Origin of the sequence: Alistipes sp. cv1 (assembly GCF_900240235.1) — a bacterium.
GTDB lineage: Bacteria > Bacteroidota > Bacteroidia > Bacteroidales > Rikenellaceae > Alistipes_A > Alistipes_A hominis.
Genome location: NZ_OEPW01000001.1, coordinates 800,201 through 823,296, shown reverse-complemented (window position 1 = coordinate 823,296; position 23,096 = coordinate 800,201). Strand labels below are relative to the sequence as shown.

Here is a 23,096-nt window from a genome sequence, read left to right as displayed (position 1 = left end):
TGTAAAGATAATGAAAAGCCCCGCATTTTCTATGCCTACTTGTGTCGTTCGGCCAGTTCTTCTTCCAGGTCGGCGATCGACAGGCCTTGGTTTTCGAGCAGTACGAGCAGGTGGTAGATCAGGTCGGATGCCTCGTAAACCACGTCCGTATTGTTGTTCGCTACTGCCTCGATGACGGTTTCGACCGCTTCTTCGCCTACTTTCTGTGCGATCTTCTTAACGCCTTTGGTGAACAGTTTCGTGGTGTACGAACCTTCCGGCATTTCGCGGTGGCGCTGCTGGATTACGCTTTGCAGCTCGCCGATGAATCCTTCGTTTTCGCGTCCGCCGAAACAGGTTTTCGTTCCCTTGTGACAAACCGGGCCGACCGGTACGACGCGGATCAACAGCGTGTCGTCGTCGCAGTCTTTGACGATGCTTTTGACGTTCAGGAAGTTACCGCTGGTTTCGCCTTTCGTCCACAGACGGTTTTTCGTGCGGCTGAAAAAGGTCACGCGACCTTCGGCCACGGTTTTGTCGTAGGCTTCCTCATTCATGTAGCCCAGCATCAGGACTTGGCGCGTATTGTCGTCCTGGATGATTGCGGGAACCAGTCCCTCACAACGCTTGGTTGTGTTCAATTCACTGAATTTTATCATAATCTGACAGGTATATGCAGTTTGTTCAACTCCTGTTTCAGGCGGGGGATCGGGATCTCCCCATAATGGAAAATACTGGCGGCAAGGGCGGCGTCGGCACGCCCTTCGGTCAATACGTCGGCGATGTGCTGCGCGGTTCCGGCTCCGCCCGAAGCGATCACCGGGATCGACAGCATTTGTGATAGCCGAGCGTAGGTTTCGCACGGGTAGCCGTTTTTCGTGCCGTCGTGGTCCATTGACGTGAATAAAATCTCGCCGGCTCCGCGCCGCTGCGCTTCGGCGGCCCACGAAAACAGTTCCTTGTCCGACAGCCGGTGTCCGCCGTGCGTGGTCACGCGCCACCGGCCGTCGATCTGTTTGGCGTCGATCGCCACGACGACGAACTGGTTGCCGTATTTCGACGCGATATCGCTGATCAGGTCGGGGTTATTGACGGCCGCGCTGTTGACGGTCACTTTGTCGGCCCCGGCGGTCAGCAGCCGTCCGGCGTCTTCGACCGACGCGATGCCGCCGCCGACCGTGAATGGGATGTTGATGTTCGCGGCGATGCGCGTCACCAGTTCGGCAAAAGTCCTGCGCCCTTCCATCGACGCGCTGATGTCGAGGTAAACCAGTTCGTCGGCTCCCTCTTCGGCATACCTGCGTCCCAGTTCGACTGGGTCGCCGACGCCGCGCAGTTCGAGGAAATTGATTCCCTTGACCGTCTGCCCGTCCTTGATATCCAGGCAGGGGATGATTCTCTTCGCTAACACCGTTGTTGTTTTTTGTCGGTTCGTACTGTAAGCATGTATTTTTCGAGTTGTTCGAAACGGATCCGTCCTTCGTAGATCGCCTTGCCGACGACGACGCTGCGCAGTCCGTTCCGATCGAGTTCTTCGATGTCTTCCCATGAGCTGATGCCGCCGCTGACCGTAATGTCGATCTCCGGAAACGTTTTTTGGAGTTGCAGATACAGCGGGACGGACGGGCCTGAAAGCATACCGTCCTTGGCGATGTCGGTGCAGATCACCTGCGACAGTCCTGCGTCGCGGAACGATCCGATCAGTTCTTCGACTCCCACCGTAGCGGCTTCGAGCCAGCCGTTGATCGCGATCCGTCCGTCGCGGGTATCTGCGCCGAGGATCATTTTCGCGGAGCCGAATTCGGCCAGCCACTCGCGGAACGCATCGGGCTGCGTGACGGCGATGCTGCCGCAGATCGCGCGGGCGGCCCCACTGCCGAATACGTCGCGCAGGGCTTCGGCGTTTTTGATGCCGCCGCCGTATTGCACTTGCAGCGAGGTCGAAACGGTGATCCGTTCGAGCACGTTCAGGTTGACCGGGTGCGCGGCCTTGGCCCCGTCCAGATCGACCAGGTGCAGCCGCCGGATGCCGCAGTCCTCGTAGCGTCGAGCCGCGTCGAGCGGGTCTTTGTAATAGGTGGTACGGCGGTCGTAGTCGCCCTGCGTCAGCCGGACGCACTGGCCGCCGATCAGGTCTATTGCCGGGATAATTTCAATCATAGCGTTAAAAAGTTTTGTAGGATGCGTTCGCCGACCGAGGCGCTTTTTTCCGGATGAAACTGCGTCCCGAAGAAGTTGCCGCGGTTGATCGCGCCGCTGAACGTTTCGCCGTAAACGGTCGTGGCGATCGTGTCACCGTTGACGGTCGGGGCGTACGAGTGCACGTAGTAGACGTACGAACCTTCGGCGATGCCGTCCAGCAGCGGCGAACGCAGGTTTCCGATGCTGTTCCATCCCATGTGCGGTACTTTGAGCCCTTCGGCCGTGAATTTACGCACTTCGTTGTCGAAAATTCCGATGCACTCGGCATCGCCCTCCTCGCTGCGGCGGCACAGCAACTGTACGCCGATGCAGATACCCAGTACGGGCTGCGTGAGCGAACGGATCGTCTCGACCAGTCCGCGTTCGCGCAGTTTTTCCATCGCGGTCGAAGCTTCGCCGACGCCGGGCAGCAATACCCGTTCGGCCGAACGGATCTCGTCCGGCGACGCGGTGATCCGGTATTCGGCTCCCAGTCGTCCGAGCGCGTTGGCGACGGAACGCAGGTTGCCGGTGTCATAGTCGATTACTGCTATCATAATACTCCTTTACTGCTTGGCAATTCAAATTTGAAGCCGTTGCGGGCGATGGCCATCCGCAGCGCGCGAGAGAAGGCCTTGAACACGCCCTCGATTTTGTGGTGCTCGTTTTCGCCTTCGGCCGCGATGTGCAGGTTGCAGCGCGCGGCGTCGGCGAAGCTCTTGAAGAAATGGCGGAACATTTCGGTCGGCACGTCGCCGATGCGCTCGCGGCGGAACGGGACGTTCCAGTCGAAGTCGATCCGGCCACCGAAGTCGATCAGCACGCTGGCCCGGCATTCGTCCATCGGCAGGCAGAAACCGTAGCGTTCGATGCCGAGTTTCGATCCGAGCGCCTGGTAAACCGCTTCGCCGAGCACGATGGCCGTATCTTCGATCGTATGGTGTTCGTCCACTTCAAGGTCGCCTTTGACCTCGACGATCAGCGATACTCCGGCATGGTGCACGATCTGTTCGAGCATGTGGTCGAAAAATTTCAGTCCGGTGTCGATGTGCGACGACCCGCTGCCGTCCAGGTCGATCGCCACGCGGATATCCGTCTCGCGCGTCTTACGGGCGATTTCGGCGGTGCGTTCGCCGGCGCGCAGGAATTGCCAGACGCGGTTCCAGTCGTCGGTGATCAGCACGCAGTGCTCCGCAAGGCCCCTTTCGGCCAATATCGCGCGTCCCGCTTCGACGGGCTGCAACAAGATTCCCTTTGCGCCGAGATTTCGGGCCAATTCGATGTCGGTCGTGCGGTCGCCGATGACCAGCGAATTTTTCAGGTCGTAGTCTCCGCCGAGATATTTGCCGAACATCCCGGTCAGCGGTTTGCGCGTCGGGGCGTTGTCGGCGGGCATCGAACGGTCGATCAGGATGTCGTCGAAGCGAACGCCCTCGCCTTCGAACGTTTTGAGCATCAGGTTGTGCGCCGGCCAGAACGTCGCTTCGGGGAAACTCGCCGTTCCCAATCCGTCTTGGTTCGTGGCCATCGCCAGCTCGTAACCGAGCGTAGCGATGCGGCTCATGGCCGTGATCGCCCCGGGCATAAATTCCAGTTTTTCGAACGAATCGACCTGGTAATCGACCGGCGGTTCCTTGATCAGGGTTCCGTCGCGGTCTATGAAAAGTACGCGTTTCATCGTTACAGTTTTTTCAGGGTTTCGAGCAGCCGGTCGTTCTCTTCCGGCGTGCCGATCGTGATCCGCAGGCAGCCTTCGCATCCTTTGATCCGCGAGCGGTCGCGAACGATGATGCCCGCCCCGATCAGGCGGTCGTATATTGTGCGCGGTTCGTCCACTTCGACCAGTACGAAGTTGGCGTCCGTCGGGTGGATTTTCCGGATGACGGGGTTTTTCGCGAGTCCTTCCAGCACGCGTCCGCGTTCCGAAACGATTTCGGCGATCTGCGCGTCGGGGGATTTCCGCAACTGTTCGAGGACGATTTTTTGCGTCACGACGTTGATGTTGTACGGATATTTCACGCGGCTCAGCGTATCGACGATCAGCGGTTGTGCGAAAGCCAACCCGAGCCGGAGGCCCGCCATGCCCCATGCTTTCGACAGCGTTTGCAGGATGACGAGGTTCGGGTATTCGTCCAGTTCGGACAGGAAGCCCGGCTGGCCGGCGAAGTCGATATACGCTTCGTCGAGGATCACGATGCCGTTGAAACGGCGGATGACCTTTTCGATCTCTTTTTTCGGAAAACAGTTGCCCGACGGGTTGTTCGGCGAGCAGAGGAACAGCAGTCGGGTGTTCTCGTCGGCCGCCGCCAACAACTTTTCCGCATCCAGCGTGAAACCGGGCTCCAACTGCACCTCGCGCATCTGCACGTCGTTGATCGCCGCCGCCACCTTGTACATGCCGTAAGTCGGGGCGATCGACACCGCATTGTGCCGCCGGGGTTCGCAGAACAACCGGAACACCAGGTCGATCGGTTCGTCCGAACCGTTGCCGATGAAGATCTTTTCGACCGGCACGCCCTTGATTTCCGCCAGCCTCCGTTTCAGGTTTTTCTGATGCGGGTCGGGGTAGCGGTTGTAGTTGTTGTCGTACGGGTTTTCGTTGGCGTCGAGGTAGATGCCCAATTCGCCCTGGTATTCGTCCCGCGCGGTCGAGTAGGGGGCCAGCGTGCGTATGTTTTCTCTGAGTAGTTCGCGGATATCCATCGTTCGTGTCTTTGTCTTGTTTTCGCTACTGTATTTCGGCAGGCGTTTCCGCAACCGGTCGCGGCCTGCCGGGCGTTTTTCGCGGCGTCGTTTACCCGAGGCTTTTCAGCCGGATCGTCACCGCATTTTTGTGCGCGTCGAGCCCTTCGGCCCCCGCCATCGTTTCGATGACGTTCCCTATGCCGCGGAGTCCGTCGGTCGTGATCTCTTGGTAGGTGATCTTGCGTAGGAAGCTGTCGAGGTTCACGCCGCTGTAAGCGTGCGCCCAGCCGTAGGTCGGCAGCGTATGGTTTGTGCCCGATGCGTAGTCGCCCGCGCTTTCGGGAGTATAGTTTCCGATGAAGACGCTTCCGGCTGCGGTGATTCTTTCGGCGATTTTCCACGGATTTTCCATCGAGATGATCAGGTGTTCCGGGCCGTAGGCGTTGCTGAATGCGATCAGGTCGTCCTCGCTGTCCATCACGACGATGCGGCTGTTGTCCAGCGCCCGGGTCGCGATGTCGCGGCGCGGCAGTTCGGCCAGTTGTCGTTCCACTTCGCGGACCACCTGTTCGGCAAAACCGCGCGACGGCGTCAGCAGAATTGCCTGCGAGTCGCTTCCGTGCTCGGCCTGCGACAGCAGATCGGAAGCCACGAAAGCGGGCACGGCGCCCGAATCGGCCATTACCAGCACTTCGGACGGGCCGGCCGGCATGTCGATCGCCACGGTCGAGGTGCTGACCTGCTGTTTGGCGACGGTGACGTACTGGTTGCCCGGGCCGAAGATCTTATCCGTTTTCGGGATGCTTTCGGTGCCGTAAGCCATCGCCGCGATCGCCTGCGCCCCCCCCGCTTTGAAAATACGGTCTACGCCGGCCAGCGAGGCGGCATAGAGGATCGCCGGGGCGATGTCGCCGTTTTTATCGGGCGGGGTGCAGAGAACGATTTCTTTGCAGCCGGCTACGCGCGCCGGGATCGCCAGCATCAACACGGTCGAGAATAACGGGGCGGAACCTCCGGGGATATAGAGCCCGACGCGCTGGATCGGCACGGCGCGCTGTATGCACTTGACGCCCGGCATCGTTTCCAGTTCGACCGGTTGCGGACGCTGCGCCGCGTGGAACGCTTCGATGTTGCGGGCGGCAGTCGCGATGGCGGCTTTCAGTTCCGGAGGAACGTTCTCCGTTGCCTGTCCGATCTCGTCCGGCGTGACGATGACCGATTTCAGTTCGATCCCGTCGATCTGCCGCGTCAGTTCGAACAGCGCTTTGTCGCCTCCGGCTTTCACCGAGGCGAGGATATCGGCTACCCGCTGTCCGATCACCGAACGGTCGATCTGCGGGCGGCTGAGCAGCGGCCCCCATTCGCGCGGGTCGGGATTTACCAGGATTTCCATTACAAGATCATTTTTTCGAGTGAAAGAACGAGGATGTCTTCTGCGCCGATCGTCTTGAGCTGTTCGATTTTGCTCCACAACTCGCGTTCGTTAATCACGACATGGATCGAACTCCAGCCCTCCTGAGCCAGCGGAAGGATCGTCGGACTCTTCATGCCCGGCAGGATGCGGATCGCCTCGTCGATTTTTTCGTGCGGCAGGTTCAGCAGCACGTACTTCATGCCGCGGCTGCGCTCGACCGATTCGATGCGGAACAGCAATTGCGAAAGGATCTGACGTTTCTCTTCCGACAACGATTGGTTGGAGATCATCACCGCTTCCGAGAAGAGCACTTTTTCGACCTCCTTCAGCCCGTTGGTCACCAGCGTGCCGCCGGAGCTGACGATATCGAAGATGGCGTCGGCCATCCCGACCGACGGAGCGATCTCGACCGAGCCGGCGATCTCGTGGATCTCCGCGTTGATCCCGTTTTCCTTGAAAAAACGCGACAGGATGACGGGGTAGGACGTCGCCACCCGTTTGCCGTTGAAATAGCCGATCCCGTCGTACGCGTCGGCTTTCGGGATGGCGAGCGAAATGCGGCATTTGCCGAATCCGAGCTTGTGGGCGATTTTTACGTCGAACCCTTTCTCTTCCACTTCGTTGAGACCGACGATCCCGACGTCGGCGACGCCCATCGAAACGGCCTGCGGAATGTCGTCGTCGCGCAGGTACAACACTTCGAGCGGAAAATCGTCGCAGCGCGTCAGCAGCTTGCGTTTGCTTTCTTCGATCGATACGCCCGCTTCGGCGAGCAGTTCCACGCTCTCTTCGTTGAGTCGGCCTTTGGCCTGAATGGCAATTCGTAACATATTTTCGTTTTTTAGTTGTTTCGTACCGGATTGAACGATATAAAAAAGAGGCTTCCGTAATCGGGTAAGCCTCTTTCGTGTGATTGAATATCGGTTTCAGTTCATACAAACACGCTGTTGCCTACCGTGACGGACGTAGGTGATGATGATGCACGTGAATGTGGTTAAACTGTGACATATTCCGTTCTTTTATGCCGCAAAGTTAGCTTAAAATTTTAAGAAACAAAACATTTTTCGAAGATTTCGCTGCCGGCAAAGCTCTATTTTCCCGCAGGGCTGTATTTCAGCAGCAGCGATCCCGGCGCTTCGCCGATTTCGAGCGTCAGTCCGTCGGCGAGTTCCTTTCCGGTTTTTGCGGCGATTTTGCCGTCGTTGCCGTTCTGCACGCTGTAAACCTGTTGCGGATCGAGTCCCCTCAGTTTCACGACAGTCGAATCTTGCGGGTTGTCTTTGCGCCGGAACGCAACGACGATGCCCGTGCCGTCCGACGGTTTGTTCAGTTGATAGGCCAGCCATACGTCGTCGCCGGTCAGGTCGCCGAGTCCGGTCAGCGGATAATAATCTTCGTAGAAGTAGGGACGCAGTTCCTTGTATTCGGCGATCACCCGCTGCATGTCGGGAATCGAGCCGCGGATGCTGGTGATCTCCCAGTTGATGACCATCGCGCTGCTGAGGCTCGACCGGAAATTGTAGTCGTCGGTGCCGTAAATGCCGGTGCCGTGCAGCGGCAGGAAGAAGTTCAGCCCGTAAGTGTGGCACTGGTAGCCGTTTACCTCGCCGTACCGGTAGTCGGTGCGCCACAGCGGCGCGCTGCGGCTCATCGTTTCGAGGTCGAGCCGCCGGCCGCCGGCCGCGCAGTTGTCGATCATCAGGCGGGGGAAGCGGTCGAGCAGGTAATCCCAGAATTTATAAAGCCCTTCGACGTGACGGATCTCCTTCATACCGGTGCGGCCCGGTTCGTCGTTGGCTTCCCAGTACGGGCTGATGCCCATGTTGAAGTCCTGCCGGTAGTAGTCGATCCCGTTCTGTTCGAGCAGGTCGCCGATGTATTTGCTCAGCCAGGCGCAGGCTTCCCGGTTGCCGAGGTCGAACAATTGCACCGGATTTTTATCGGAGGACGAGAGCATCCATTCGGGGTGCGTCTTTGCGAGCCAACTGTTGACGATCGCGCGTTCCGGTTCGAACCAGACCATGAACTTCGCCCCGACCCGGTGCGCCGCGTCGGACAGCGGTTTGAGTCCGCGCGGGAAACGGGTGCTGTCGATAATCCAGTTGCCGACGCAGGTCGACCAGTTGCCGCCGGAGAAATCCGGCCCGCCGGAACCTTCGTACCAACCCGCATCGAGCCAGAACACTTCCGGCACGATGCCGAACTGTTTGTAGCGGTTGATCAGCGCGACGGCGAACTCTTCGGTCAGGCAGCCGTACTCGTTGCACGGGGCCGGATCGCCCCAATCGAATCCCGCCGAAAGCGGGTATTCGGCGAATTTGCCGTCGATTTTGCGGGTGTGGTGCGCCAGCATGAAGCGGCGGAAACGGTTGTTGCCGTCCATCGGGTCGTTTCCTTGCCAGAACAGCATACAGATCCGCGGCGTGCGGATCGATTCGCCGGGGCGGAGGTATAGCTTCATTTTTTCCATACCGGAGTTCAGCGTAGCGGCTTTGCCGCTTCGCGACAGGGTAGCGTACCAGCCGCCCGTCCAGCCGATGCCGACGACCACTCCTTTTTTATCCGGCGATTCGAGGTTGAAGAACGGGAAGGCGGTGCGGTCGGAAGACCGGCCGTTTTCCGGAGCCATTCGAATCGAATCTCCTGCGCCGAGTTCGGTCAGGATCGGGCGGAAGTCGGCCCGCGATCCGTAGCTCCCTTCTGCATACAGCAGTTTGAAGTCGCCTTCGTCGGCCGTTTCCATCGTGTAGTCTGCGACGCGTACCAGCTCCAGCGTATCGCTGTTTTCGGAGGACGTATTCGTGAAATTCATCACCCATTCCACTGTATTGAATTCCCGGAACCCGGTCGCATGGCAGTCGGCCCGCAGTCCGGTCGCCGGGTCGAGGTACGAGATCCGGTATTTGACCACCTGCGGATCGTCGCTTTGCTCTTTTTGCATCGTATGCTTCCATTTGCGGATGAATTCGGCCGACGGTTTTCCTCCGTAAACGAACGAAAACGGCGGAACTTTTCCTTTGGCAAACGCAGTCGTAATCCACCGGCCGGCGTCTTCCGGAACGGCGATCCGTTGTTTGACCTGCGCCTGTATGCAAGGAGGCGTTGCCAGTAGTACGGCTGTCAAAGCCGGTAGCAGGACGGCGGTCCTAATCAGCGTAGAGATAGTCATGTTTTATCGTTTGAAGTTAGAGTGCGGCGTTCGCAGCGCAAAAATAGGAAAAAACGGCGGTTTTTACCTGTTTTCTCTTTCCGGAATGCGGTTTCCGAAACAATAGATCATAAAAAGGGTTTCATTCGAACAGTCTTGCAATGTGACGCCGTATTCCCGGATCGTTCCCCGCAGCGTACCGTAGACCGGATCGACGCTGTCGATCCGGATGTCCCGTAAGAAGTCGGTTTCGGGGATTCGGGCCCATTTGTAAAGCGTTTCTTTGGCGCACCAGATTTTACCCGGCAGGTCGCCCTCCGTGCCGAACCGTTGCCGTTCGTCCGGGGAAAGGTATTTCGGAGCGGCTTTCAAAAAGTTCCGGTTACGCAGTTCGATGTCTACCGCGCAGGGAGTCTTTGCGATGATGACCGCAGCGTAACCTTTCGTGTGACTTACGCCGATGTATTCTCCGCTTTTCAGCACCGGCGCTCCGTTCGGATCGTAGCCGGTTTCGGCCTGAGACGTCGTTTCGTGCAGCAGCGCGTGCCATGCCAGCCACTCTTTGCGACGGTTCCCGGTCGTGAGGCGCTCAGAGGCGTAAATGCGCTCTTGCGGGGTGCACAGCGATCTCAATTCGGTTTCGCTTTCGTCGATTTTCCACAGCGCGATCAGCCCGTTCGGCAATTCGGATCGGTAAATCAGAGGCATGGGCGGACGGTTATTCGGGTTCGACGGTGAACAGGTCGCAAAAACCGGCCGGAACGGAAATTTCTCTGCCGCCCTCGATCTCCAGTCCGGAGAACAGGCCGCGCGCGCGGCCTTCGAAGCCGAGCGAAACGGGGCGGGCTTCCGCGCCGGGATTGCGTAGGGCGATGAAATTCAGACGATCCCGTTCGTATAGCGCATCGGCGCGAACGCCTCCCCGGGCGCCCAGCGTCGGCGCGGCATTTCCGGTGCGCAGCACTTCGCCGAGCAGCGCGTCGAAAGCCGCCTTGTTTTTGAAACTGCCTTCGCCGACGTTGGTTCCGCAGTAATACAGGGTTCCGTCGCCGATCTTTTTGCGGACGATGCAGGCCGTTCCGGGGCGGAAAGCCCCGAGCGTGTCGGCATCCGGAGCGTCCAGTTCGGCATAGCGCAGCGCGCCCCAGAGGATGTCCCCGTTTCGCATCGCGACGGGGACGTAGGGCCCTCCCGATACGCCGAAGTCGCGCAATGCTTTGGCGGCGTCTTCGCTCAGGCGGACGTTGACCCCTTCCTGCGTGTCGAGCTTGAGCCGGAACGTGGAGGTGGTATTTTTTTCGCGCAGGTTCCATTTGTCGTCCAGCCCCAGACCGGGCAGCGTGCGGCTGTGCCGGCCCGTGTCGTCGTTATAGCCTCCTGCGTGCGCTTCGACCAGTAGCGTGCCCCCTTTTCGCACCCAGGCGTCGATGGCTTCGGCTTCGCGTTGGGAAAGGTAGTAGCAGTCGGGGAGGATCAGCACGCGGATGCCGTCCAGTCGTTCCAGTCCTTCCGAATTGACGAAGCGGTAACCGTAACTGTTGCGATAGCAGTATTCCGCATAGGCGTTTACGCCGGCGGCCAGCCCGTCGAAATTGCGGAACATGCAGTAGTGGAAAATTTCGTTGCCGGCGCTTTTCCAGATGCCTATTTGCGGGGCTTGCGGGAAAGAGCGCATCAGTTTATCGGAGACGGGGGCCAGTGTCCGGACGAACCGCGAAGCGGCTCGGGTGATCTCGCGGTCGGTTCCGTCGAGCTGCGTGAGACCCCACGCCGGCGCTTCGATGCCCAGCACCTCGGGTCGGTACTGCCAGAAGAGGAATCCTTTGATGCCCAGTCCGATTTGCGGAATGAAGTCGTGCAGCAAATCGTCCATGCCCAGCATGGCCTGATGCGTCGTAATTCCCCCGCCGTTGATATGGCTTTCGACGTTGTAACAGATCTTACCCCGGCCGGCCGACAGCACCTGCGGCGTGAAAAACGGCCCGTTGTTCATCGTGGCGGCGAAAACGTCGCACATTTCGGCTACTGCGAAATCGTCCGTGCAGGTGCTTACCGCATTAAACGGTTGCATCGTGTTGGGGACTACGTGCAGGTAGGCCGCTTGTTCGGGCGCAAGCTCGCGCACCATTTCCAACCGCCATTGAGCTTCGCGGGTCATCGTGTAGCTGTGGAAAAGCCGCCAGTCGATGAAGTCCTTGATCGTTTCCGTGTTGCGGGGCAGTTCGACTTCTTCCCAGTCGTTGTAGCAACGGCCCCAGATCCGGTTGAGGGTTTCGATGTCGCGGTATTTCCGTTGCAGCCAGCTGATGAATTCCGCCCGGCAGTGGTCGCAGTAGCAGACCAGGCGGTCGAGCTGCGCGTCGCGCTGCGGGAACGAAAGTTCCGGTTCGTTCCAGACGTCCCAGAAACGGACTCCTTTGCGGTCGCGGAAATGCAGGATCGCCTGCCGCATGAACGCTTTGCGGGCTTCGAGCGCTCCGGGATGGTTGTAACAGGGGCCCGGGTGGCCGCCGCCCTGACGATGCCCCACCGTATAGGGTTCGATCCTCCGTCCGTCGTTGGCGAGCTGTTTCGCGTCGGGGTATTTTTCATAAAGCCAGACGGGGGCCACGTCGAAAATGGTGTTGAACGTTACTCGCAGTCCGTTTTTTTCGGCGAGGTCTGTCAGACGATCCAGGTCGCCGAAATCGTATTCGTTTTCTCTGCGGTTGTTCCAGCGCCATTGCACCCAGAATTTAACGTCGGTGAATCCCAGTTCTTTCATGCGACTCAGATCCGTTTCCCAGCACTCCGTTTCGGGCGTCGGGGCGCGGTAGTATTGGGCCCCGAACAGGAACGGGTAGCCGTCCGGTACGGTCGCAGCGTTCGGGTGCGAGCGGGCGGACAACGCGCCGGTAAAAAGGTGTGGCAAAAGTAGTAAAAGTGCGAATAGCGGGCGCATGGTTTTTCGGGTTTAGGGTAGGAACACAAAAATAAGTAAAAACGCCGGAATTACAATTGTTCCGGCGTTTGGAGAGGTATTCCGGAAAGTTCCCGGCTAATATTCGTTCCAGCTTTTGATCCGCACGTCTTCTTTGCTCAGCCGGCAGAACGCATTGATGAATGCGCTGGCGAGCCGGGCGTTGGTAATCAGCGGAATGTTGAAGTCGATCGCGCTACGCCGGATCGTGTAGTCGTTGTTCAGTTCGTCCTTCGACAGATTTTTCGGGATATTGACCACCAGATCGATCTTCTTTTCCTTGATATAAGTAAGCGTGTTGGGCTGTTCGTCCTGATCGGGCCAGTGCAGCACCGTGGCGTGTACGCCGTTCGTTTCGAGGAAGACGGCCGTTCCGCGCGTAGCGAAAATGTCGTATCCTTTGGCTTGTAGTGCCTTGGCTGCCGACAGCATGTCCATTTTCGACCGCGAATCGCCGGTCGACAGGAGGATGTTTTTTTTCGGAATCGTATAGCCGACCGACAGCATCGCTTTGAGGATCGCCTCGTGGAAATCTTCGCCGAGGCAGCCCACCTCGCCGGTCGACGCCATCTCGACGCCGAGCACCGGGTCGGCTTTCTGCAACCGCGAGAACGAGAACTGCGGCGCCTTGATACCGACGTAGTCGAGTTCGAACGCCGATTTATGCGGCACTTCGGGATCGACGCCGAGCATCACTTTGGTCGCGATATCGATGAAATTCACCTTCAGCACCTTCGATACGAACGGGAAGCTCCGCGATGCGCGCAGATTGCATTCGATCACCTTGATCTCGTTGTCCTTGGCCATCAACTGCATGTTGAACGGCCCGGATATGTTCAGCATCCGCGCCACTTCGCGGGCGATCTTCTTGATCCGCCGCATCGTTTCGACGTACATTTTCTGCGGCGGGAAAACCATCGTCGCGTCGCCCGAATGCACGCCGGCGAATTCGACGTGCTCGGAGATCGCGTAGATCAGCATTTCGCCGTTTTTCGCCACCGCGTCGATTTCGATTTCCTTGGCATGTTCGATGAATTCGGTCACCACCACCGGGTATTGTTTCGACACGTTGGTCGCCAGGGTCAAAAAGTGTTCGAGTTCTTCGCGGTTCGACACGACGTTCATCGCGGCGCCGGAGAGCACGTAGCTCGGCCGGATCAGCACCGGGAAGCCCACTTCGTCGACGAAACGGTAGATGTCGTCCATCGTGGTCAGTTCCCTCCATCGCGGCTGGTCGACGCCGATCCTGTCGAGCATCGCCGAAAATTTGTGGCGGTCTTCGGCGTGGTCGATGTCTTCGGCCGAAGTGCCGAGGATCGGGACGTGCTCATTCTGCAACCGCAGGGCCAGGTTGTTCGGGATCTGTCCGCCGGTCGAGACGATCACGCCTTTGGGCGTTTCGAGGTCGGTGATGTCGAGCACCCGTTCGAGCGTCAGCTCGTCGAAGTAGAGGCGGTCGCAGGTATCGTAGTCGGTCGAAACGGTTTCGGGATTGTAGTTGATCATTACCGAACGCAGCCCCTGCCGGCGGATCGTGTTCAGCGCATTGACGCTACACCAGTCGAATTCCACCGAGCTGCCGATCCGGTAGGCCCCCGATCCGAGCACGATCACCGAACGCTTGTCGTGCGCGAATTCGATGTCGTGCGACGTGCCGTTGTACGTGACGTACAGGTAGTTGGTCATCGCCGGGTATTCGGCCGCCAGCGTGTCGATCTGCTTGACGTACGGCGTGATGCCGCGCATTTTCCTGTATTTGCGGATCGTCAGCATATCGGCCTCGATGTTTTTTGCGGTACTTTTGCTCACCATGCGCGCTAACTGAAAGTCCGAAAAACCGCGCTGCTTAGCCTCCAGCAACAGGTCGTCCGGCACGTTGGCGATGTTATTGTGCTGCTCCAGTTCGTTTTCGATCCGGATGATGTTTTCGAGTTTTTCGAGAAACCAGCGGTCGATCCGGGTCAGTTCGTGGATGCGTTCGACGGTGTATCCCTTTTTCAGCGCATGAGCGATCACGAAGATCCGTTTGTCGGTCGGATGGCTCAGCGCGGCGTCGATGTCGTTCACTTCGAACTCTTTGTTCGCGACGAAACCGTGCATACCTTGTCCGATCATCCGCAACCCTTTCTGGATTACTTCTTCGAAGTTGCGGCCGATGGCCATCACTTCGCCGACCGATTTCATGCTCGAACCCAACTCGCGCGAAACGCCTTTGAACTTGCCGAGGTCCCAGCGCGGGATTTTGCAAACGATGTAGTCGAGCGCCGGTTCGAAGCAGGCGGTCGTGCTCTTGGTGACGTTGTTTTTCAGCTCGTGCAGGCCGTATCCGAGGCCCAGTTTCGCCGCGATGAAGGCCAGCGGATAACCGGTCGCTTTGGACGCCAGCGCCGACGAACGGCTCAGCCGGGCGTTCACCTCGATCACGCGGTAGTCTTCCGAGTGCGGGTCGAGGGCGTATTGCACATTGCATTCGCCGACGATCCCGATGTGCCGGATGATTTGGATCGCCAGTTTTCGCAGTTTATGGTATTCCGCATTGGAAAGCGTCTGCGACGGGGCCACAACGATGCTTTCGCCGGTATGGATGCCCAGCGGGTCGAAGTTCTCCATATTGCAGACCGTGATGCAGTTGTCGTAGCGGTCGCGCACGACCTCGTATTCGACCTCTTTCCAGCCTTTCAGCGATTTTTCGACCAGAATTTGCGGCGAGTACGAAAACGCTTTGTTCGCCAACGCGTCCAGTTCCTCGTCGTTGTCGCAGAAACCCGATCCGAGGCCGCCGAGCGTATAGGCCGCGCGGATAATCACCGGATAACCCAACTCGTGCGCCACCCGTTTGGCTTCGGAAACGGATGTTACCGCTTCGCTTTTGATCGTCCGGACGTCGATTTCGTCGAGTTTTTCGACGAATTTCTCGCGGTCTTCGGTGTCGATGATCGCCTGCACGGGAGTGCCCAGCACGCGTACGCCGTATTTTTCCAATACGCCGCTTTGGTAGAGCTTGACGCCGCAGTTCAGCGCCGTCTGGCCGCCGAAGGCGAGCAGGATGCCCTGCGGCCGCTCCTTTTTGATAACCTCTTCGACGTATTCGGGCGTCACCGGTAGCAAGTACACCTTGTCGGCGATGTTTTCCGACGTCTGGATCGTCGCGATGTTCGGGTTGATCAGCACCGTGTAAACTCCCTCCTCTTTGAGCGCTTTGAGCGCCTGCGAACCCGAATAGTCGAACTCTCCGGCTTCTCCGATCTTGAGTGCTCCCGAACCCAGCAGGATCACTTTTTCCACTTTATCTATCGTTTGCATTTTTCGATGTTTTGGATGAACTGGTCGAACAGAAATTCGGTGTCTACCGGCCCTCCGGAGGCTTCCGGATGGAACTGTACCGAGAAGAACGGCTTGCTTTTGTGGCGGATGCCTTCGCTGGTGCCGTCGTTGAGGTTTACGAAATAGGGTTCCCATTCGGGATCGAGCGTGGCGGTGTCCACGGCGTAACCGTGGTTCTGCGACGTGATGACGGCACGGTTCGTACCGACCATCAGCGCCGGCTGGTTATGGCTGCGGTGTCCGTATTTCAGTTTGAAGGTGGTCGCTCCGGCGGCGATCGACAGCAGTTGGTTGCCCAGGCATATGCCGAAGATCGGCTTGCCGAGCGCAATCGCCTTTTTGATGTTGGCGACCGTGGCCCCGCATTGCTGCGGGTCTCCGGGGCCGTTCGACAGCATCACCCCGTCGTATTCGAGTTGCGTGAAATCGTAGTCCCACGGTACGCGGATCACCGTCGCGTCGCGGTCGCACAGGCAGCGGATGATGTTGTACTTGCAACCGCAGTCGACCAGTACGATCCGGTGCCGACCGTTACCGTAAGTCTGCGCCTGTTTCGTGCTGACCTGCGCGACGAGATTTTCGCGGTTCGGATCGACGAACTGCTCCGGTTCGGGCGTTCCTTCTACGAGCACCTTGCCGAGCATCACGCCGCGTTCGCGGATGATCTTGGTGATCTGCCGCGTATCGACGCCGCAAACGGCCGGAACGTCGTTGTCGGCGAGCCATTTGCCGAGGCTTTCGACCGCGTTCCAATGGCTGTACTCGAACGAGTAGTCGGAGATGACCAGACCCCGGATGTGGATACGGTTCGATTCGAAGAATCGGAGCATCCCGTTTTCTTCGGTAAACTGCGGAACGCCGTAATTGCCCACCAGCGGGTAGGTAATCACCAGAATCTGGCCGCTGTACGAAGGATCTGTTAAACTTTCGGGATATCCGGTCATCGCGGTATTGAAAACGACTTCTCCGGGAACGGAGGTTGCGGCGCCGAACGAGTACCCTTTGAATAGGGTTCCGTCTTCCAGAACGAGACGGGCGGTTTTTTTGTCAGACATTCTATATCAGTAAGTTATGAATTTTCGTAAACTTGCTGAAACGGTCTTCTCTTCAGAATAGTTTCTGAACTGCAAAAGTACGGATAGATTTTCGATTGTGCAAACCGATGCGGAAAAAGTTTTTCGGGAAGAGGTCGTTTTTTTGTCGTGCCGGATTTTTTATCGTGACCGGGGTATTCCGGAGCGAGTATGAAACGTTTCGGTGCAATCCGGTAAAATAATCGTATCTTTGCAGACGCGTCCCGAAGTCCGAAAATGTAAATTCAATCGCCGTAAGATGTTGACCAAAGCCGAAATCGCTTTTATTCGTTCGCTGTCTTCACGCAGGGAGCGCGCCGCCTCGGGGCTGTTCGTGGCCGAAGGGGAGAAATCGGTGCGCGAAATGCTCGCCTCTTCTTTTCCGGTGCGCCGGGTTCTTGCCGTCGGGGACGGTGCGGAATGGTTGCCGTTGCGGGCCGATACCGAACTGGTGCGGGTCTCCCCGAAAGAGATGGAGCGTATCAGTATGCTGAAAACGCCTGCCGGCGTGCTCGCCCTGGTCGAAATTCCGCATTACGCGCAGCCGGAACGTTTCGGGGACGGTGCGCTCGTGCTGGCTCTGGACGACGTGCAGGATCCGGGTAATATGGGGACGATCGTCCGGCTGGCCGACTGGTTCGGTATCCGAGATATCGTCTGTTCGGAAGCGACGGCCGATTGTTTCAATCCGAAGGTAGTGCAGGCGACGATGGGCGCGATTACGCGCGTGCGGGTGCATTACCTGCCGCTGTCCGGTCTGCTGGAGAAGGCGCTGTCGGACGGCATTCCGGTCTACGGCACTTTCCTGGACGGGGACGACATCTACGGCGCGGAGCTCTCTGCGGACGGGATTCTGGTGATGGGAAACGAGGGGAAAGGAATCGGCCCGGATGTGGAAAAATGCGTGTCCCGCCGCCTGTACATTCCGTCTTATCCCGGCGGAACGGCTACTTCCGAGTCGTTGAACGTCGCCGTGGCTACGGCCGTGGCCTGCGCCGAATTCCGCCGCAGGTTGCGTTGATCAGAGCAGTCCGATCCTGTTCAGGAACAGGATGGCGATCACGACCGGAATTACGAATTTTATCAGGAAACGGATCAGCGGAAAAATCTTTACGCCGTATTGCAGGTTGCTGGTAAATTCGTTCCTGAATTTTACGGGGGAAAATACCCAGCCGGTGAACAGGACGATCAGCAGGCCGCCCAGCGGCATCAGCACGTTCGACGACAGTTGGTCGCATAGATCGAAAAGATTCATGCCCGCGACCGAGAGTTTCGAACCGGGCATCATCGACAGCGCGCACAGCGATCCGGTGACCGTGATGGCCGATGCGGTGTAGAAAATAGCCCGCTTGCGGCTGAGGCGCAACTCTTCGGTCATGTATAGCACGATGACTTCCAACAGCGAAATCGACGAGGTGATGGCTGCGACGAACAACAGGAAAAAGAAGACGACGGAGATGATATAGCCGCCGGTCATCTGGGCGAAGACGTTCGGCAGCGTCAGGAAAACCAGCTCCGGTCCGGAAGTGGGGCTGATGCCGAACGAGAAGACGGCCGGGAAGATGGCCAGTCCCGACAGGATCGCCACCGTGATATCCGAAAAGGCCACCATGGCTCCCACGCGGGGCATATTCTCATTTTTGCGTAGGTACGATCCGTAGGTGATCATCGCGCCCATGCCGAGGCTCATCGAGAAAAACGACTGTCCGAGCGCCTGTAAGACGGTCGTGCCGGTGATTTTCGAAAAGTCGGGCTTCAGCAGGAATTCGATGCCGGCCTGCGCGCCGTCGAGGGTCAGCGAGTTGACGGCCATGCCGAGCAGCAGTACGAACAGCATCGGCATCAGGATTTTCGTATAGCGTTCGATCCCTTTTTCGACTCCGGACAGAACGATTCCCGCCGATGCGACCGTAAACAGAAAAGTCCAGATCACCGGCTTCCATCCGCTGGCGACGAATCCGTTGAAGCTGTCGCGGATTTGGTCGGCGCTCCGCCCGTTGAATTGGTTGAAAACGGATTCCTTCAGGAATTCGAACGCCCAGCCGGCGATTACGCAGTAGAACGACAGGATCACGAAGGCCGTGAGGATTCCCATGTAACCGACCAGTTTCCATTTCGATCCGGGAGCCAGTTTGTTGAAAGCCCGCATCGGGTTGCGGCGGGTCGAACGGCCGATGCTGAATTCGGACAGCATGATCGGAATCGAGATTAGAAAGCTGGTTGCCAGGTAGATCAGAATGAATGCGGCGCCGCCGTTCTCGCCGGCCACATACGGGAATCGCCAGATGTTTCCGAGCCCGATGACCGAACCTCCGACCGCTGCGACGGTTCCGAACCTGCTGCCGAATGATCCTCTTTTTGCCATGCCGAATAGTTGTCGTTTTGAAAATAATTAAACAAAGTTATTATTTTTAACGGAATTCGCGTAAAAATATTCGGTGTATTCGTACGCGGCCGGGGCGGCGGCAAAATTCCGATTGTTTGTTACCTTTGCGGCAAATATCCGTCCAAAAGCGATGAGAACGATCGAACTGCTGGCTCCGGCCAAAAATTACGAATACGGATGCGCCGCCGTCGATTGCGGCGCCGACGCGCTGTACGTCGGTGCGCCCGGTTTCGGCGCGCGGGTCGATGCGGCCGTTTCGGTCGGCGACATCGCGCGGTTGTGCGACTATGCGCACCGTTTCGGCGTGCGGGTGTTCGTGACGATGAATACGTTGGTTTTTGCCGACGAACTGCGCGAGGCCGAACGCATCGCCCGCGAAGTATGCCGCGCGGGTGCCGATGCGCTGATCGTGCAGGATATGGCTTTTCTGCGGATGGATCTTCCGCCGGTCGAGTTGCACGCCTCGACGCAGATGTGTACGATGACTCCCGACCGGGCGCGGTTTTGGAGCGACGCCGGTTTTTCGAGGATCATTCTCGAGCGCGCTGCGACCCTGGCGGAGATACGCGGGATTGCCGACGCGGTTCCGGACACCGGGATCGAGGCGTTCGTGCACGGGGCGATTTGCGTCGCGTACAGCGGGCAGTGCTACCTGAGCCGTTCGATGTCGCCGCGCAGCGGCAACCGCGGAGCCTGCTTGCAGGCGTGCCGGCTGCCGTACGATCTGGTGGACGAGAACGGAAAGCGACTGATGAGCGGGAAGCACCTGCTGTCGCTGCGCGACCTGAATCTTTCGCAGCATCTGGACGACATGGCGAACGCGGGCGTTTCGTCGTTCAAGATCGAAGGACGGTTGAAGGATATCAACTATGTGCGTAATGTCGTCGGCTGGTATCGCAACCGGCTGGACGGACTGATCGCCGGACGCAGCGACTTGCGGAGGGCGTCGCAGGGGGTGAGCGCGCTGGATTTTTCGCCCGACCCCCGGAAGAGTTTTTCGCGCGGCGCGACTTCTTACTATATAAACGGCGCGTCGCGCGGCGCGGCGTCGTTCGATACGCCCAAATCGTTCGGCGAGCCGGTCGGGAAGGCGACCCGCGTTGCGCGGGATTTTGTGGAAGGCGCCGGTCTCGGGGTGCTGGCGGCGGGCGACGGCGTTTGCTTTGCGGGGCCGGACGGCGGTCTGGTCGGAACCCGTGTCAACCGCGTGGAAGGCGACCGGATTTTTTTGAACCGTCCGGGCGGTATCCGGGCGGGAACCGCTTTGTTCCGTAATTACGACCGCCGGTTCGTCGCGGCTCTGAACCGGGCCCGGACGCGGCGGCGGATTCAGGTTGCGGCATACGTGTCGGTCGGGCCGCAGCGGTTGGCGCTGACGTTGGACGACGGCCGGGTGTCGGCCGGGTGCTCCGTCGACGGCGATTTTGCCGCAGCGCGCAACCCGTCGCAGGCAGAAGAGACGATACGGACGCAGATTTCGAAGACGGGGGACACGATCTATGCGGTTTCCGGCGTAGAGATTCGTTGCGACGAGCCGCGTTTCGTGCCGGTCGCCGTGTTGAATGCCCTGCGTCGGACATGCATCGAAAAGTTGGACGGAAACCGGAGCGCCGCATATCCGGGACCGGTTCGCCGGCCGGAGAACCGGCAGGCCGTTTTCCCGCAAACGGCGCTGACGGGCGCGGACAACGTGACCAATCCGCTGGCCGAACGTTTTTACCGCGAGCACGGCGTCGAGACCGTCGAAGCGGGATACGATCTGAACGACCGTTTCGACGGCGTGCGGGTGATGCGGATGCGTTACTGCCTGCGCCGCGAGATCGGGCAGTGCCTGCGCGAACGTCCGGATTACCGCGGCCGGCTTTTTATCGAAACCGGGCGTAACCGTTACGAATTGATGTTTGACTGCAAGCGTTGCGAGATGAGCGTTGTCTGCCGCAACCGAACCGAATAATCCGAAAATTATGCTGAAATCCGATTTGCTGACCCCTGCCCGCTGGAACGATTACGAGTTGCTCGACAGCGGAAATTTCGAAAAACTGGAGCGTTTCGGCCGCTACGTAGTGGCCCGGCCGGAGCCGCAGGCGTTGTGGAACCGTTCGCTGAGCGATGCCGAATGGCGGCAGCGCGCCGACGCCGTGTTCCGCAAGGACAGGCGCAGCGAAGATCGCGGCGAGTGGGTGTGCAAACCGGGGATGCCGGGACAGTGGTTCGTCGAATATGGCGGCGAAGCGATGCGGTTGCGGATGCGGCTCGGGCTCACGTCGTTCAAACATGTGGGAATTTTTCCCGAACAGGCCGAAAATTGGGATTATATATACCGGCAGGTGCGGCGCGTCGGGACTGGGGCGCGGGTGCTGAACTTGTTCGCCTATACCGGCGGAGCCTCGCTGGCCGCGCGGGCGGCCGGAGCCGAGGTGACGCATGTCGATTCGGTGAAACCGGTGGTCGGGTGGGCGCGCGAGAACATGGAGGCGTCCGGGTTGGACGGCGTCCGCTGGATCGTCGACGATGCGCTGAAATTCGTGCGCCGCGAAGTGAAGCGAGGCAAAACCTACCACGGCATCGTTCTCGATCCGCCGGCTTACGGGCGCGGCGCGGACGGGGAAAAGTGGGTGCTCGAAGAACATATCAACGAAATGCTTTCGCTGTGCGGGGAGTTGCTCGAACCGCAGAACGGCTTTCTGGTGTTGAATCTCTATTCGATGGGGTTGTCGGCGTTGCTGGCCCGCAGCGCGGTGCGTCAGTTGGTCGGGGCGTGCTCTGCGGAGCAGTTCGGCGAACTCTATTTCACCGATCCGTTCGGCAAGGCGTTACCGCTGGGGGTGTATTACCGGTGTGCCCGGTAGACCGATCGGGGTTTTGACCGGCTCTTTTTTCGGAAGTACTTGCTCCCGGTGCCGTTTAGCCCAGAGCTGGTACGAATTGATGAGGTTCTGCCAGATGACATATGCGGCCGGACCGACCGAAGCGATCGGCGTCAGGTAAGTCTGTGCCATCCAGATCGCCAGGATCGTATTCTTCTGTCCGAGGCCCTGTGCGCCGGCGATCTTGTTGCGATAGCGGCGTCCGATGCGGCGTCCGGCCAGGAACTGGGCGCAGCAGACCGCGAGCGCCAGCAGCGCCATCCAGATTTCATTGACATAGTTTGACGCATCCTGTTTCATGAGAAAGGCGACCGTGTTGCCCATCACGATGGTCAGCGCTACGGCCCACAGGTAGAACGAGATCTGCTGGCGTTCGCGCAGTTGCCGGTGTATGCGGGGCGCGAAGCGTTTCAGCAGCACGGCGATTACGAACGGCAGGATCAGCAGCGGGATCATTTGCCGGCAGACGATCCCGAACGACTCGAAGAACGGCAGCGCGGTCTGCGAGCCGATCAGCGAGAAGACCAGCGGCGATAGCGTGGCGACCGTCAGGTTGCTCAGCAGCGTGTAAGTCGCCAGCATGGCGATGTTTCCGCCGAGCATACCGGTGATTACGGCCGCCGAAGTGGCGGTCGGAGCCATCACGCAGATGAAAGTGCCCTGGGCCAGCAGCGGATCGAACAGCGCGATGATCCCGAACAGCGCGAGACTCCCGAGTATCTGAATCCCCAGCAGGATCACGTGCAGCCGCGTGATGCGCATGTCGTCGAACGACAGCTTGCAATAGGGCACCAGCAACATCAGGAAAATCAGGTAGGGGGTCAGGAAAGAGAGCGACGAGACGAACGGATAGAATACGCCGCCTACGATCATGGCGATCGGAAGCATCCAGTTTTTGAATTGCTGCAGGATTACGTGATTCAGATAGTCGACCATACGCCCGGATTTATCATTCCCTCCGGTGCAAAGTAACGGAGTATTGTCGTGAAATCAAAGGCTTTTTTTAATTTTTTAACAATGTCTCCGGGGGCGGTTTCGGTCGGATTTATGGCACGGATGGTACGGAATTTGTATTATATG

General features: G+C 58.7%; 17 protein-coding genes and 1 pseudogene. 3 read left to right on the top strand and 15 right to left on the bottom strand.

Features of this window, described 5'->3' with window-relative positions:
* Positions 1-35: 35 nt before the first annotated feature.
* From hisIE to carA, 13 genes and pseudogenes are all read right to left on the bottom strand, one after another.
* Positions 36-638, bottom strand: coding sequence for a bifunctional phosphoribosyl-AMP cyclohydrolase/phosphoribosyl-ATP diphosphatase HisIE (hisIE, locus tag C1A08_RS03395; protein ID WP_055202129.1), 603 nt, complete (start codon positions 636-638; stop codon positions 36-38).
* A complete protein-coding gene (gene hisF, locus C1A08_RS03390; RefSeq protein WP_055202127.1) occupies positions 635-1,390 on the bottom strand; it encodes an imidazole glycerol phosphate synthase subunit HisF in 756 nt (251 codons plus the stop codon). The genes hisIE and hisF overlap by 4 nt, the downstream gene beginning before the upstream one ends.
* Positions 1,384-2,139, bottom strand: a complete 756-nt coding sequence (hisA, locus tag C1A08_RS03385) for a 1-(5-phosphoribosyl)-5-[(5-phosphoribosylamino)methylideneamino]imidazole-4-carboxamide isomerase (RefSeq protein WP_101571380.1) — start codon at positions 2,137-2,139, stop codon at positions 1,384-1,386. Before hisA ends, hisF begins: the two co-directional genes overlap by 7 nt.
* Complete coding sequence (gene hisH / locus C1A08_RS03380; RefSeq protein ID WP_055202123.1) at positions 2,136-2,717, bottom strand: imidazole glycerol phosphate synthase subunit HisH; 582 nt, start codon at positions 2,715-2,717, stop codon at positions 2,136-2,138. Before hisH ends, hisA begins: the two co-directional genes overlap by 4 nt.
* Positions 2,714-3,838, bottom strand: coding sequence for a bifunctional histidinol-phosphatase/imidazoleglycerol-phosphate dehydratase HisB (hisB, locus tag C1A08_RS03375; RefSeq protein WP_055202121.1), 1,125 nt, complete (start codon positions 3,836-3,838; stop codon positions 2,714-2,716). The genes hisH and hisB overlap by 4 nt, the downstream gene beginning before the upstream one ends.
* 2 nt (positions 3,839-3,840) lie before the next feature.
* A complete protein-coding gene (gene hisC, locus C1A08_RS03370; protein ID WP_055203472.1) occupies positions 3,841-4,863 on the bottom strand; it encodes a histidinol-phosphate transaminase in 1,023 nt (340 codons plus the stop codon).
* Positions 4,864-4,954: 91 nt separating this feature from the next.
* The gene (hisD, locus tag C1A08_RS03365) at positions 4,955-6,238 is read right to left on the bottom strand and encodes a histidinol dehydrogenase (RefSeq protein ID WP_101571378.1); all 1,284 of its coding nucleotides are present in this window, start codon (positions 6,236-6,238) and stop codon (positions 4,955-4,957) included.
* Complete coding sequence (gene hisG, locus C1A08_RS03360; protein WP_055202117.1) at positions 6,238-7,089, bottom strand: ATP phosphoribosyltransferase; 852 nt, start codon at positions 7,087-7,089, stop codon at positions 6,238-6,240. Before hisG ends, hisD begins: the two co-directional genes overlap by 1 nt.
* A gap of 260 nt (positions 7,090-7,349) precedes the next feature.
* Entirely contained in the window at positions 7,350-9,428 is a 2,079-nt protein-coding gene (locus C1A08_RS03355) for a glycoside hydrolase family 36 protein (protein ID WP_101571376.1), read from the bottom strand.
* A gap of 63 nt (positions 9,429-9,491) precedes the next feature.
* On the bottom strand, positions 9,492-10,115 hold the full coding sequence (locus tag C1A08_RS03350; protein WP_101571374.1) for a 4'-phosphopantetheinyl transferase family protein: 624 nt from the start codon (positions 10,113-10,115) through the stop codon (positions 9,492-9,494).
* A gap of 1,309 nt (positions 10,116-11,424) precedes the next feature.
* A pseudogene (locus C1A08_RS13530) lies at positions 11,425-12,348 on the bottom strand (beta-galactosidase); the annotation flags it as partial.
* Positions 12,349-12,444: 96 nt separating this feature from the next.
* Positions 12,445-15,669 carry a carbamoyl-phosphate synthase (glutamine-hydrolyzing) large subunit gene (carB, locus tag C1A08_RS03340; RefSeq protein WP_101571369.1) on the bottom strand — a complete coding sequence of 1,075 codons (3,225 nt, stop codon included), beginning with the start codon at positions 15,667-15,669 and terminating at the stop codon, positions 12,445-12,447.
* Positions 15,657-16,745, bottom strand: coding sequence for a glutamine-hydrolyzing carbamoyl-phosphate synthase small subunit (gene carA / locus C1A08_RS03335; RefSeq protein ID WP_101571367.1), 1,089 nt, complete (start codon positions 16,743-16,745; stop codon positions 15,657-15,659). The genes carB and carA overlap by 13 nt, the downstream gene beginning before the upstream one ends.
* Positions 16,746-17,022: 277 nt before the next feature.
* Here carA and C1A08_RS03330 point away from each other — a divergent pair, with 277 nt between their 5' ends.
* Positions 17,023-17,784: a TrmH family RNA methyltransferase gene (locus tag C1A08_RS03330; RefSeq protein WP_172970744.1), complete on the top strand. Its 762-nt coding sequence runs from the start codon at positions 17,023-17,025 to the stop codon at positions 17,782-17,784.
* On the opposite strand, the gene C1A08_RS03325 is transcribed toward C1A08_RS03330, so the two are convergent.
* Positions 17,785-19,128, bottom strand: coding sequence for a sodium-dependent transporter (locus tag C1A08_RS03325; protein ID WP_055202105.1), 1,344 nt, complete (start codon positions 19,126-19,128; stop codon positions 17,785-17,787).
* A 151-nt stretch (positions 19,129-19,279) separates the two neighbouring features.
* On the opposite strand from C1A08_RS03325, the gene C1A08_RS03320 reads away from it, so the two are divergent.
* Entirely contained in the window at positions 19,280-21,103 is a 1,824-nt protein-coding gene (locus C1A08_RS03320; protein WP_101571636.1) for a peptidase U32 family protein, read from the top strand.
* A 10-nt stretch (positions 21,104-21,113) separates the two neighbouring features.
* Positions 21,114-21,998 carry a class I SAM-dependent methyltransferase gene (locus C1A08_RS03315; RefSeq protein WP_101571365.1) on the top strand — a complete coding sequence of 295 codons (885 nt, stop codon included), beginning with the start codon at positions 21,114-21,116 and terminating at the stop codon, positions 21,996-21,998.
* Here C1A08_RS03315 and C1A08_RS03310 read toward each other — a convergent pair.
* Positions 21,963-22,952, bottom strand: a complete 990-nt coding sequence (locus C1A08_RS03310) for a bile acid:sodium symporter family protein (RefSeq protein ID WP_257937035.1) — start codon at positions 22,950-22,952, stop codon at positions 21,963-21,965. The genes C1A08_RS03315 and C1A08_RS03310 overlap by 36 nt on opposite strands.
* Positions 22,953-23,096 lie beyond the last annotated feature (144 nt).